Here is a 12,075-nt window from a genome sequence, read left to right as displayed (position 1 = left end):
CCGGTCGTCCGCACCGCGCGCCCGCCTGAGCGACAGGCGTGATCCGGAACTGTGGTCCACCTCGGCCAGGTCCGCGCTCGCGGGCAGGTTGATCCGGTACCGTCTCGGTAGCTGATGGATTGCTCTTCCGATTCGGGCCGGGCCCTGAATGCCGAGTGGCCTCGTGCACCGACTTCCGCGACGGAGGTGTGGGTCATGGCGACGACGGTGATCACCGGGGCGACGGTATGGGACGGTCTGTCCGAGTCCGCCGTGGCGGGCACGATCGTGGTGAGTGGTGACCGGATCGTCTCCTGCGGTCCCGCGGTCGATCTGCCGGACGGGGCGGAGATCGTCGACCTGTCCGGTCACACGGTGACACCCGGATTCATGGACTGCCACACGCATGTCACGATCAACCCGGACATCGGTCCGTCGGCGTTGATGCGGGGCAGCGCGCAGAAGGCGCTCGGCGCGCTGCCGGTTCTGAAAGAGTTGCTGGGCAACGGTTTCACCACGATTCGTGATCTCTGCGGGACCGATGTCGATCCGACGACGCTGTATCTGCGGGACGCGGTCGCCGCGGGCCTGATCGAGGGACCGCGGATGCTGGTCGCGCCGCATCTGATCTCCGCGCGCGGCGGACACGGTGATTTCAGCGGGGCGATGGCCGGGGAGTTCCAGTGTGATCACCGGGCGCTCGAGCTCGCCGCCGCGGACGGTCCCGACGAGATCCGCACCAGGGTGCGCCAGCAGATCCGCTACGGCGCGGACTGGATCAAGTTCGCCGCGTCGGGCGGGTTCAGCACCCCGTCCGACGATCCGGCCCTGCCGACCTACAGCCAGGAGGAGATGAACACCCTCGTCGCCACCGCGAAGGACCTGGGTGTGCCGGTCACCCCGCACTGCGTCTGTGACGAGGGCGTCAAGCGGGCGGTGCGCGCCGGTGTGCGCAGCATCGAGCACGGCAACCTGGCCTCCGCCGAGGCGTTGACGATGATGCAGGACCACGGCGTGTTCCTGGTCCCGACGCAGTACACGATGCTCGACGACGCCCGCCGCGTGGACGACGACGCGTACTGGAAGGGCCAGCCGGTGTACAAGCGCCGCAAGTATCAGCGGTACGCGAAGGATTTGCTCGACTCGGCCGAACTGGTCGCCGACAGCGCGATCAAACTGGCGTTCGGCACCGACGCGGGCATGTTCCCGCACCGCGACAACTGGCGGGAGTTCCCGATGCTGGTCGCCAACGGCATCAGCGCCCACCGGGCCCTCGCGTCCGCGACCAGTGTCGCGGCCGAACTCCTCGGACTCGACGACCTGGGGACGATCGCGCCCGGCAAGATCGCCGACCTGGTCGCGATGCCCGGCGACCCGTTCACCGACATCGCCGTCACCGGGCAGGTCGATTTCGTGATGAAGGAGGGCGTGATCCACAAGCGTCCGCCGTCCCCGGCGGGATCTGCCGGATAACCGGTGGCGGGTGACCGATAGGCTGGTAGCTGACCTGAGCCCAGCACAGACAGGACTGCACCCCGATATGACTCCCCGCATCGAGCTCGCCCGCGTCGATCTGCGCGGTCGTACTCCTTCCGCTGCCGAGCTGCGCACCGCGCTGCCGCGCGGAGGAGTCGACGTGGACTCGGTGCTGCATCATGTGCGGCCGGTCGTCGAGGACATCCGCGACCGGGGTGCCGAGGCCGCGCTGGACTACAGCGAGAAGTTCGACGGTGTGCGCCCGAGCGTGGTGCGCGTGCCCGTCGCGGAGCTGGCTAAGGCGCTCGACGAGCTGGACCCCGCCGTGCGGGCCGCCCTCGAGGTCGCGATCGAGCGGACCAGGAAGGTGCACGCCGATCAGCGGCGCACCGACACCGTCACCGAGGTGGTGCCGGGCGGCACCGTCACCGAGAAGTGGGTGCCGGTCGAGCGGGTGGGCCTCTACGTGCCCGGCGGCAATGCCGTCTACCCGTCCTCGGTCGTGATGAACGTCGTCCCGGCCCAGGCCGCGGGCGTGGAATCGCTGGTGGTGGCCTCGCCGCCGCAGGCCCAGTTCGGCGGTCTGCCGCACCCGACGATCCTGGCCGCCGCCGCGCTGCTCGGGGTCGACGAGGTGTGGGCGGTCGGCGGCGCGCAGGCCGTGGCGCTGCTGTCCTACGGCGGCACCGACACCGACGGCGCCGCGCTGGCGCCGGTCGACCTGATCACCGGTCCCGGCAACATCTACGTCACCGCGGCCAAGCGGCTGTGCCGTGGCCTGGTCGGCATCGACGCCGAGGCGGGCCCCACCGAGATCGCGGTCCTGGCCGACGCCACCGCCGACCCGGTGCACGTGGCCGCCGACCTGATCAGCCAGGCCGAGCACGACGTGCTCGCCGCCAGTGTGCTGGTCACCGACTCGGTGGCCCTCGCCGACGCGGTCGACGCCGCGCTCAACGCCCAGCTCGCCGTCGTCAAGCACGACGCCCGGGTGCGGGAAGCGTTGAGCGGCAAGCAGTCCGGGACCGTCCTCGTCGACGACATCGCCCAGGGTCTGCGCGTCGTCGACGCCTACGCGGCCGAGCACCTCGAGATCCAGACCGTCGACGCCGCCGCCGTCGCCGCGCGGGTGCGCAGCGCGGGCGCGATCTTCGTCGGCCCGTGGGCGCCGGTCAGCCTGGGCGACTACTGCGCCGGGTCCAACCACGTGCTGCCCACCGCGGGCTGCGCGCGGCACTCCTCGGGCCTGAGCGTGCAGACCTTCCTGCGTGGCATCCACATCGTGGAATACACCGAGGCCGCGCTGAAGGATGTCGCGGGACACGTCGTCGCACTGGCGAACGCGGAGGATCTGCCCGCGCACGGGCAGGCCGTGCAGGCGCGTTTCGAGGCGCTGTCGTGAGCACTCCGACCGTGCCCGGCGCCTCGGCGACCCTGGACCAGCTGCCGCTGCGCGACAACCTGCGCGGCAAATCCCCGTACGGCGCACCGCAATTGACCGTGCCGGTGCAGCTCAACACCAACGAGAACCCGCACCCGCCGAGCACGGCGCTCATCGACGATGTCGCCGAATCGGTGCGCGCGGCCGCCGCCGACCTGCACCGGTACCCGGACCGCGACGCCGTCGCCCTGCGCGCCGACCTCGCCGCCTACCTGACCCGGCAGACCGGCGTCCCCGTCGACGCCGCGAACGTGTGGGCGGCCAACGGCTCCAACGAGATCCTGCAGCAGCTGCTGCAGGCCTTCGGCGGACCCGGTCGCAGCGCACTGGGTTTCGTGCCCTCCTACTCGATGCACCCGATCATCTCCGAGGGCATCGACACCGAGTGGATCGAGGCCAAGCGCAGCGGCGACTTCTCGCTCGACATCGACTACGCCGTCGCGCAGATCACCGAGCGCCGCCCCGACGTGGTGTTCGTGACCAGCCCGAACAATCCGACCGGGCACAGCATCCCGATCGACGAGCTCGAGCGGATCCTCGACGCGGCGCCCGGCATCGTCGTCGTGGACGAGGCGTACGGCGAGTTCTCGGCCGCGCCGAGCGCGATCACGCTGATCGACCGGTTCCCGACCAAGCTCGTGGTCACCCGCACCATGAGCAAGGCCTTCGCCTTCGCGGGCGGTCGCCTCGGGTACCTGGCCGCCTCGCCCGCCGTGATCGACGCGATCCTGCTGGTGCGGCTGCCGTACCACCTCTCGGTGGTCACCCAGGCGGCCGCGCGGGCGGCACTGCGGCACGCCGACGAAACCCTCGGCAGCGTCGCGGAACTGGCCGCCCAGCGCGACCGGGTCGCCGCCGCGCTGACCGCGCAGGGCTTCGAGGTGATCCCCAGCGACGCCAACTTCATCCTGTTCGGCCGGTTCACCGACGCCGCGCGCGCCTGGCAGCACTACCTCGACGCCGGTGTACTCATCCGCGATGTCGGCATCCCCGGCTACCTGCGCGCCACCGTCGGCCTCGCCGCGGAGAACGACGAGTTCCTGCGGGTGAGCGCCGACATCGCGGCCACCGACCTGACCCACTGACGAATCCCCCTGTGGAGGAACACATCATGAGCAGAACCGCACGGGTGGAACGGGTCACCAAGGAATCGTCGATCCTGGTGGAACTGAACCTCGACGGCACCGGGCAGACCGAGATCTCCACCGGTGTCCCGTTCTACGACCACATGCTGACCGCGCTCGGCCAGCACGGCGGGTTCGACCTGGTCGTGCGGGCCGAGGGCGATATCGAGATCGAGGCGCACCACACGGTCGAGGACACCGCGATCGTGTTCGGTCAGGCGCTGGGCAAGGCGCTGGGCGACAAGAAGGGCATCCGCCGCTTCGGCGACGCGTTCATCCCGATGGACGAGACCCTCGCGCACGCCGCCGTCGACGTGTCCGGGCGGCCCTACTGCGTGTTCACCGGCGAGCCGGAACACCTGGTGCACACCATCATTCCCAGCGCGGGACCCGGCGCGTCGTACTCGACGGTGCTCAACAAGCACGTCTTCGAGTCGATCGCGCAGAACGCGCGGATCGCGCTGCACGTGCGCGTGCTCTACGGCCGCGACCAGCACCACATCACCGAGGCCGAGTTCAAGGCGGTCGCCAGGGCGCTGCGGGCCGCGGTCGAGATCGACCCGCGGGTGAGCGGCGTCCCGTCCACGAAAGGCGTGCTGTGAGTTCGAAGGTCGTCCTGCTCGATTACGGCTCCGGCAACCTGCACTCCGCCGAGCGCGCGCTGGTGCGCGCCGGTGCGACGGTGGAGGTGACCGCCGACCCGCAGGCCGCGCTGGCCGCCGACGGACTCGTCGTTCCCGGTGTCGGCGCGTACGCGGCGTGCATGGCCGGGCTGCGCGCGGTGCGCGGTGAGCGCATCATCGGCCAGCGGCTGGCCGGTGGGCGTCCGGTGCTCGGTATCTGCGTCGGCATGCAGATCCTGTTCGATCGCGGTGTCGAGTTCGGTGTGGAGACCGAGGGCTGTGGCGAGTGGCCCGGCACGGTCGCCCGCCTCGACGCGCCGGTCCTGCCGCACATGGGCTGGAACACGGTGAAGGCGCCCGCCGACAGCACCCTGTTCGCCGGTCTCGACGCCGACACCCGCTTCTACTTCGTGCACTCCTACGCCGCGCAGCAGTGGGAACTGCCGGAGAACGAGCACATCGCGCCCCCGAAGCTCACCTGGGCCGATCACGGCGTCCCGTTCCTCGCCGCGGTCGAGAATGGTGCCCTCTCGGCCACCCAGTTCCACCCGGAGAAGTCCGGCGACGCGGGCGCCCAGCTGCTGCGCAACTGGCTCGGATCGCTGTAGCCGCAGGCCGTCGGTCGACCGGATCCTGACCATACACGCCGAGGCTGATGTGTATGGTCAGGGGATGACCGCCGTACCGCCGCGCCCGAAACACCTCGACTCCCCGAGCCTGCCCACGATCTTCAAGTACATGGGCAAGACGCAGGTGTGGGTCTACCGGCGCACCGGCGGCCGGATCGGCGCGAAGTGGCGGGTCGGCGCGGGCTTCCGCAAGCCGGTCCCCACCCTGCTGCTCGACCACCGCGGCCGCAAGTCCGGCGTCGACTACACGACGCCGCTGCTCTACCTCGTCGACGGCCCCGACACCGTCGTCGTCGCCTCCCAGGGCGGCCTGCCCAAACACCCGCAGTGGTACCACAACCTGCGCGCGGCCCCCGACACCCACATCCAGATCGGCCGCGACCGCCACCCGGTCCGCGCGCGCACCGCCGACCCCGCCGAACGCGCCCGCCTGTGGCCCCTGCTCGTCGACGCCTACGCCGACTTCGAGCACTACCAGGCCTGGACCGACCGCGAGATCCCGGTCGTCATCCTCGAACCCCGCTGATCGCGGGGGCGATCGGACCCTTCCCGGCTACCCGCGTCCGGCGCGGGCGGTGGCGGCGTGGACAGCGGCGAGGTAGCCGAACACGATCGCGGGACCGATGGTCGCTCCGGGGCCCGCGTAGGTGTGACCCATGACCGGTGCGCTGGTGTTCCCCGCCGCGTAGAGGCCGTCGATGGCCGCGCCGTCGTCGCGGAGGACCCGGCCGTGGGTGTCGATGCGCAGGCCGCCCTTGGTGCCGAGGTCGCCGGGGACGAGCTGGGCGGCGTAGAAGGGGCCGGTGTCGAGGGCGCCGAGGTTGGGATTCGGCCGCTGACGCGGGTCGCCGTAGTAGCGGTCGTAGGCGCTGGTGCCGCGGCCGTAGTCCTCGTCGACGCCGGTGCGGGCGAAGTCGTTGAACCGGGTGACCGTGGCGTCGAGGCGGTCTGCCGGTACCCCGATCTTGTCCGCGAGTTCGCCGATGGTGCCTGCACGGGTGAGGATCCCGGTGTCGAACCAGCGCCGGGGCAGCGGCGCGCGCGGGGGAAGGCCGGCGAAGAGATAGCGATTACGGTAGCGCTGGTCGAAGATCAGCCAGGCGGGCAGATTCTCGGCCGGGCCGTCGCCTCGGCCGTGGGGCCCGCCGTACATGCGATGGGTCGCTTCGACGTAGGGCAGGGACTCGTTCATGAACCGCTCCGCGCGGTCGTTGACGATGAGGCTGCCCGGCAGATTGCGTTCGGACACGCAGAAGAACGGCGTGCGTGGCAGCGGTATCGACGGACCCCACCAGGCATCGTCGAGGAAAGCGGTGGCCGCTCCGATGGCTTGGCCCGCGCGGATGCCGTCGCCGGTGTTGGCGGCCGCGCCCACGGTCCAGTCCGTGCCGATGGGCTCGCGCTGGTACTGCTTGCGCATGGTGTCGCTGTGCTCGAAACCGCCACAGGCGAGAATCACGCCACAGCGCGCACCGATCACCTGTTCGGTGCCGTGGCGGTGGACGACGGCGCCGACGACCCGGTCATCGGCGACGGCCAGCTCGACCAGTGCGGTGTCCAGGAACAGGGGTACTCCGGCGTCGCGCATCCCCTGGCGGAGCATCGCGCTCAACGCCTGGCCACGGGCGAGCAGATGCCGACCGCGCAGCAGACCACCGAGCCACCTGGCCCCGATCCGGGCCGCGCGGAACGGACTTCGCGGATTGCGCAGGCCCAGATGGATCTGCCGGAAATCGGCTTGGGTCAGGACGACGTTGCGGGGAGCTCGAAGATAGTCGGGCTCCATGGTGGCCAGGTCGGCGCCGAGACCCCGCGCGTCGAAGGGCTTCGGCTCGACCGACCGGCCACGGGCTCGGCCGCCGGGCGCTTCGGGGTAGTAGTCGCTGTAGCCGGGCACCCAGCGCATCGCCAGTGGCGTGTGGCGGGCCAGGAAGTCGAAGGCCGTCGGCCCGTGATCGAGGTAGGTGTCGAGCATTTCCGGCGCGACGGCGTCCCCGACGATGTCGGCGAGGTAGGCGCGGGCGGCGTCGATATCCTCGGGACCGGCCAGCCGGCCCAGCGCCGAGTTGCCCGGAATCCAGACGCCGCCGCCGGATCGGGCCGTCGAACCACCCCAGCGGCTCGCTTTCTCGACCATGACGACCGACAGGCCGTGGCGGGCCGCGGTGATCGCGGCGGACATGCCCGCCGCGCCGGATCCGACGACCACGACATCCACGGTCTCCGGGATTGCCTTGTCCTGCTGCATGTTTGCCTTCTTCTGTTCGATACGGCGAGGGGTCAGCGCGGTGCTCGCCAGCGATCGTCGAGAACGGCGGCCACCGCCGCTTCGACGCAGACCGGCAGCGAGGCGGAGGGATTCTGCGCGCTCCGCAGCCACCGCAGGTATCCGAACTCCGCGGCCGCGAGCATCAGATGCACCAGCAGCCCGGGGCCGCTGTCGGTGCCGGGGTCGGTGTCCATCCGGTGCGCGGCCAGCTCGACCAGGCGTGCCCGATGGTCCGGCGGAATCAGCGCGACCCGGTCGAGCAGATGGGGTGCCGTGGCGAAGGCGGCGCGCCACTGCTCCAGCTCCTCGATCCCCAGGGCTGCCGAGCGAGTCAGGATCGCCTGGGCCAGTGCGATATCGGCGGGCTCCTCGTCGGGGCGGTTCTCGAGCAGCGCGGCGATCCCGGCGCCGCCCTCCCGCACCGGGTCCAGCAGCAGATCCTCCTTGCTGCGCACATGCCGGAAGTACGTGCTCGGTGAGATCCCCGCGGCCGCCGCGATCTGCTCGGTGGTCACCTCGTCGAATCCGGACTTCGCGAACAACGTGAACGCCGCGTGCTGAATCTCGGCCCGCACCTGCTGCCGCTGCCGCTCCCGCAAAGACACCCCACACCTCCGTATCGCCGGACGATCCGTCCATCGACAGTATCAACCTAGTTGACATAGACTGTCAACTAGGTTGTAGCTGTCGATTCAGGGTCTGGGCGGGGGAAGGGGCAGGACGGTATCGGTCAGCCGACGCGGGGGTCCTCGGCGGTGGATTCGATGGTGGCGCCCGGGGTGTAGAACATTTCGACGAGGTGGTCGACGTCGAGATGGCGGTGCCAGTGGCCCCGCGGGACGATGGCGAATTGTCCTGCGGTGAGCGGGATCCGGTGCCGGTCGGTGTCGGTGAGGATCTCGACGGTCACGCTGCCGCGCAGCACCATCAGCAGTTCGTCGGTGTCGGGATGGAGTTCCCAGTCGGAGGACGCGAGCCCGTCGCCGTGGAACACGCAGAACTCGCCGTCGTTGAACTCGGTGATCGGGCGGAAGTCGAACGGGGGCAGGGCCGTCGCGAGGGCGAGCGGGTCGTGATTACGCATGGTGCTGCTTCCTGTCGGTGGAGGGGAGGTCGGATTCGGTGATCAGCTCGGCGCATCCGGGTGGGTCGTCGAGCCAGGGGTTGTGGCCGCCGGGCACGACGGCCAGGTGCGCGCCGGGGATCATGGCGACGGATCGACGGGCACGATCCGGTGGGCAGAAGACGTCGCGCGCACCCCAGACGAACAGGGCGGGAACGTCGATCCGGGCGAGCTCGACATCGGTGAGCACGGCGTCCGGCCTGGGGACGCGGCCCTGGATGAGACGGCGCAGCAGCGCTCGGTAGGACGCGGCCTTGCCCGGGAGCCGGAGCGGGAGGCGATGCAGATCGAGCAGGTCGTCGGACATGCCGCGCGCGGTCTCCGCTCCCAGCGCCGTGGCCAGGGCGGCCCGGGCGACGAACCGCGGCGACGGCAGCCGCATCGACCATTCGTCCACCCGGCCGCGCCCGGCGGCGGCCGTCGACGCCATGGCCGGGGTGGCCCTGGTGCCGGGCAGCGCGGTCGCCGGTGCGCCGAGGAGAACCAGGTGCGTGCACCGGCCCGGCGCGTCCAGCGCGGTCCACAGCGCGAACAGACCACCCAGTGAGCAGCCGGCGAGCTGGGCGCCCGTGAGCCCGAACTCGTCCAGCACACCGGTCAGTACCGCCACCGCCACCTCGCGGACCGGTCGGTCACTCCAGTCGTACGCGGGCGCGAGGTGGTGGCCGGGCAGATCGATCAGGACATGATGGCGGTCGGGGAACCGGGCGAGCAGGGGCGCGAAGGCCAGTGCCGGGGCCGCGAGGCCGTTGACCCACAGGATCGGTGGGCCGGAGCCTGGGATCTCGACCGTGCGCACGGTCGGGCCGCGGTCGCGCAGCGCGAAAGTCCGTTCGGTGATCCGTAGTCCGTAGGTGGCTGCGACGCGGTGCTCGATCGCGCGGATGCGGGCGGCGAGCACGGTGGGCGTGGTCATGACGCCACTGTCACAGGCGCCGGGGTGCGCTGTCTTGGACGAAATTTCCCGCTCAGCGCGGGGCCAGGGCGCCCGGGGTGGTTCCGGCGAACATCGCGATGTCGCGGTGGAGGTGGGACTGGTCGGTGTAACCGCACGCGGCGGCCGCGGCGGACGCGGATTCGCCCGCGACGAGCTGGTCGAACGCGCGGCGGAAACGCACCACCATGGCCGCGCGCTTGGGGGTCACGCCGATCTGGGCGGTGAACCGCGTCCAGAGTCGCTTCTGGCTCCAGCCGGTCAGGTCGACCAGCTCCCTGACCCTGACCCGGCCGCCGTGGGCGACGATCCGCTGCCAGGTCGCGGCGACCTCGGCATCCGGGTGCCTGGCCGTCGCGTGGTCGGCGAGGAAGCGGGTCGTCAGCTCGAATCGGGCGGGCCAGGTGGATGCTTCGGCGAGCTGCGCCCGCAGCCGGTCGACCGACGACCCCCAGAGGTCCTCGATGCCCAGCACCGTGCCGGTGATGTCGGGTGGCGCGATGCCGAGCAGGGAGTAGGCGAGGGTCGGCGGCATGCGGAGCTCGACACAGTCGACCCGGTCCGACCGGACCTGGTGGGTGCCCGGCGCGATCCCGGCGACGAGGCCGTCCACGCCGCGCGCGTCCGCGGTGGTGAATCCGCTCTCGCCGATCTGGACGACCACCGTGACCGCGGGGAGCGCGACGATCCGCAGGTCCGGTCCGCCGCCGCCACCGTCACGAAAACCGGACAGCGACAGCCCTTTCCACACCGGCGAGGCGGCCCGCACCAGCTCCCAGCCGCCGTCCAGCTCGTGGTCGGACATGATCGGTCGCACTTGTCGAGCGTAGGAGCGCGGTTCGGCTTCCCGCAACGGTGCCCGGCCGGCGGGTGCCCGCGTCATCCGGTGAACGGTGTCCGGCCGTTCGCACAGGTGGTCCCGGCTGCCGGGAGCTGAAGGTCGACGAGGTAGCGCTGGGTCAGGTCGGTGACGCAGTCGCCGTCCGGTTCGTGTCCGTAGCCGTCGGTGACCACGACCAACCGCGCGTCGCCCATCGCCGCGGCGGCACGCTGGGCGCCGGGGAGCGGCGTGGCCGGGTCGAAACGGTTGTTCACCAGCAGCGGCGGGACGGTGGAGTGCTGGGTCCACGGGCCGGTGTAGCGCTGGGGATAGCCGTCGGTGGGGGCGGGCCAGGTGGCGCACGGCTGGCGGAGATAGAGCCAGAACGGGCCGTAGACGGGCGCGGTTTCGGCGGATTCGGCGGCGAATTCCGGCCAGCGCAGGGGTTGCCGGGGGAGGGCGTTGTCCGCGCAGGAGATGGCGACGAACGAGTCGAGGAAGTCACCGGTGGAGGCGATCGCGGTCAGGACCTGCCGCACCACGGCGGGGTTCCCGGCCGGGCCCCGCTCGAGCTCGGTCAGCAGGGCCGCGAGGGCGGGCCATCCCAGGCTCGCGTCGTAGAGCAGCATGGCGTGTGCCTGGACGAGCTCGCTGTAGGTCACCGGCACGGTCGCCGCCCCCTCGCCGACCCGGATCGGCGCCGCCTTCGCCCGATCGAGCAGGGCCGTGTCACGGGCGCGCAGGTCCGCGATCGAGGATGCGTCCGTGGCGAAGGCGCAGCGTAGCGGACCGGCCGCCGCGCACAGGCGCAGGAACTCACCGAGCACCTCCTCGGTGCCGGTCGCGGTGGCGTCGATGACGGCGCGGGTGTCGGTGGTGTACGGCGCGGGGTCGAGGATCGAGGAGAGTTGCAGCGCGCGAACGCGATCGGCGAACAGCGCGCCGTAGACGGTGCCGAGGTAGCTGGCGTAGGAGCCACCCTGGTAGGTCAGGGTCGGGTCGCCGACGGCGCGCCGGAGGAGGTCGAGGTCGCGGGCGGCGTCCACGGTGGTGAGGTGGGCGATCAGCTCGCCGTCGTGGCGCAGGCATCCTTCCGCGAGCCGCCCGCTCGCGTCGGTGGTGGCCGCCTGCTGTGCGGTGCCGACGGGCGGCAGCGCCAGGGTGTGCCAGAAGTCCTGCTGGGCAGTGGAATCCGGGAAACAGCGGACCGTGGAACTGCGCCCGACTCCACGCTGATCGAAGGTGACCACATCGAAGCGCCTGCTCAGCTCGCCGGGGAACATCTCGCCCTTCGCCGCCCACTCGACGCCGGACCCGCCGGGTCCGCCCGCGGCGGTGAACAAGGTGCCGATGCGGTGGGCGGGGTCGCCCGCGGGCTGGCGGACCACCGCGAGTTCCAGGTGCCGTCCCGTGGGGTTCGCGTAGTCGAGCGGCACCGCCACCCGGGCGCAGTCCTTGCCCCGCAGCGCGACCTCCGCGCACGGCGCCCACGCGATCCGGGGTGTCGGCACGGCATCGGCCTGCGCCACCAGTTCGGTGACCGCGGCGACCGGCTCGGGCGGCCGCTCGGCGGCGACGCAGCCGCCGACAACGGGAGCCAGCGCGACCAGGACACCGCAGACCAGCGATTTCGAAGTGACCATACCGATCATCTTCA

The 12,075-nt window shown here is 71.3% G+C and carries 12 protein-coding genes; 6 read left to right on the top strand and 6 right to left on the bottom strand.

From position 1 onward, the window contains the following. Positions 1-195 precede the first annotated feature (195 nt). The 6 genes from ACFYWJ_RS33550 to ACFYWJ_RS33525 all read left to right on the top strand — a co-directional run bounded on the left by ACFYWJ_RS33550 (position 196) and on the right by ACFYWJ_RS33525 (position 5,798). Positions 196-1,452: an amidohydrolase family protein gene (locus ACFYWJ_RS33550; protein WP_355283224.1), complete on the top strand. Its 1,257-nt coding sequence runs from the start codon at positions 196-198 to the stop codon at positions 1,450-1,452. Between the two features lie 67 nt (positions 1,453-1,519). Then, positions 1,520-2,857 carry a histidinol dehydrogenase gene (gene hisD / locus ACFYWJ_RS33545; protein WP_355283226.1) on the top strand — a complete coding sequence of 446 codons (1,338 nt, stop codon included), beginning with the start codon at positions 1,520-1,522 and terminating at the stop codon, positions 2,855-2,857. Next, entirely contained in the window at positions 2,854-3,981 is a 1,128-nt protein-coding gene (locus ACFYWJ_RS33540) for a histidinol-phosphate transaminase (protein ID WP_355283229.1), read from the top strand. The genes hisD and ACFYWJ_RS33540 overlap by 4 nt, the downstream gene beginning before the upstream one ends. Before the next feature lie 26 nt (positions 3,982-4,007). Continuing rightward, entirely contained in the window at positions 4,008-4,622 is a 615-nt protein-coding gene (gene hisB, locus ACFYWJ_RS33535; RefSeq protein ID WP_030203827.1) for an imidazoleglycerol-phosphate dehydratase HisB, read from the top strand. Continuing rightward, positions 4,619-5,251 (top strand): imidazole glycerol phosphate synthase subunit HisH, encoded by a 633-nt coding sequence (gene hisH, locus ACFYWJ_RS33530; protein WP_355283231.1) that lies wholly within the window; start codon positions 4,619-4,621, stop codon positions 5,249-5,251. The genes hisB and hisH overlap by 4 nt, the downstream gene beginning before the upstream one ends. A 64-nt stretch (positions 5,252-5,315) precedes the next feature. Beyond that, positions 5,316-5,798: a nitroreductase family deazaflavin-dependent oxidoreductase gene (locus tag ACFYWJ_RS33525; RefSeq protein WP_355283233.1), complete on the top strand. Its 483-nt coding sequence runs from the start codon at positions 5,316-5,318 to the stop codon at positions 5,796-5,798. Between the two features lie 27 nt (positions 5,799-5,825). On the opposite strand, the gene kstD is transcribed toward ACFYWJ_RS33525, so the two are convergent. The 6 genes from kstD to ACFYWJ_RS33495 all read right to left on the bottom strand — a co-directional run bounded on the left by kstD (position 5,826) and on the right by ACFYWJ_RS33495 (position 12,061). Then, on the bottom strand, positions 5,826-7,520 hold the full coding sequence (gene kstD / locus ACFYWJ_RS33520) for a 3-oxosteroid 1-dehydrogenase (protein ID WP_355283235.1): 1,695 nt from the start codon (positions 7,518-7,520) through the stop codon (positions 5,826-5,828). Positions 7,521-7,552: 32 nt separating this feature from the next. Then, the gene (locus tag ACFYWJ_RS33515; protein ID WP_355283238.1) at positions 7,553-8,146 is read right to left on the bottom strand and encodes a helix-turn-helix domain-containing protein; all 594 of its coding nucleotides are present in this window, start codon (positions 8,144-8,146) and stop codon (positions 7,553-7,555) included. 125 nt (positions 8,147-8,271) lie between these two features. Beyond that, entirely contained in the window at positions 8,272-8,625 is a 354-nt protein-coding gene (locus tag ACFYWJ_RS33510) for a cupin domain-containing protein (RefSeq protein WP_355283240.1), read from the bottom strand. Next, positions 8,618-9,580, bottom strand: coding sequence for an alpha/beta hydrolase (locus tag ACFYWJ_RS33505; RefSeq protein WP_355283242.1), 963 nt, complete (start codon positions 9,578-9,580; stop codon positions 8,618-8,620). The genes ACFYWJ_RS33510 and ACFYWJ_RS33505 overlap by 8 nt, the downstream gene beginning before the upstream one ends. Before the next feature lie 52 nt (positions 9,581-9,632). Beyond that, complete coding sequence (locus tag ACFYWJ_RS33500; RefSeq protein WP_355283245.1) at positions 9,633-10,415, bottom strand: helix-turn-helix domain-containing protein; 783 nt, start codon at positions 10,413-10,415, stop codon at positions 9,633-9,635. Between the two features lie 62 nt (positions 10,416-10,477). Continuing rightward, positions 10,478-12,061: an alpha/beta hydrolase gene (locus ACFYWJ_RS33495; RefSeq protein WP_355283247.1), complete on the bottom strand. Its 1,584-nt coding sequence runs from the start codon at positions 12,059-12,061 to the stop codon at positions 10,478-10,480. Positions 12,062-12,075 lie beyond the last annotated feature (14 nt).

Source organism: Nocardia sp. NPDC003269, assembly GCF_042888005.1.
In the GTDB taxonomy this organism is placed as follows: Bacteria; Actinomycetota; Actinomycetes; order Mycobacteriales; family Mycobacteriaceae; genus Nocardia.
Note: the sequence above shows the minus strand (reverse complement) of the source record. Positions and strands in the feature narration are given on the sequence as shown.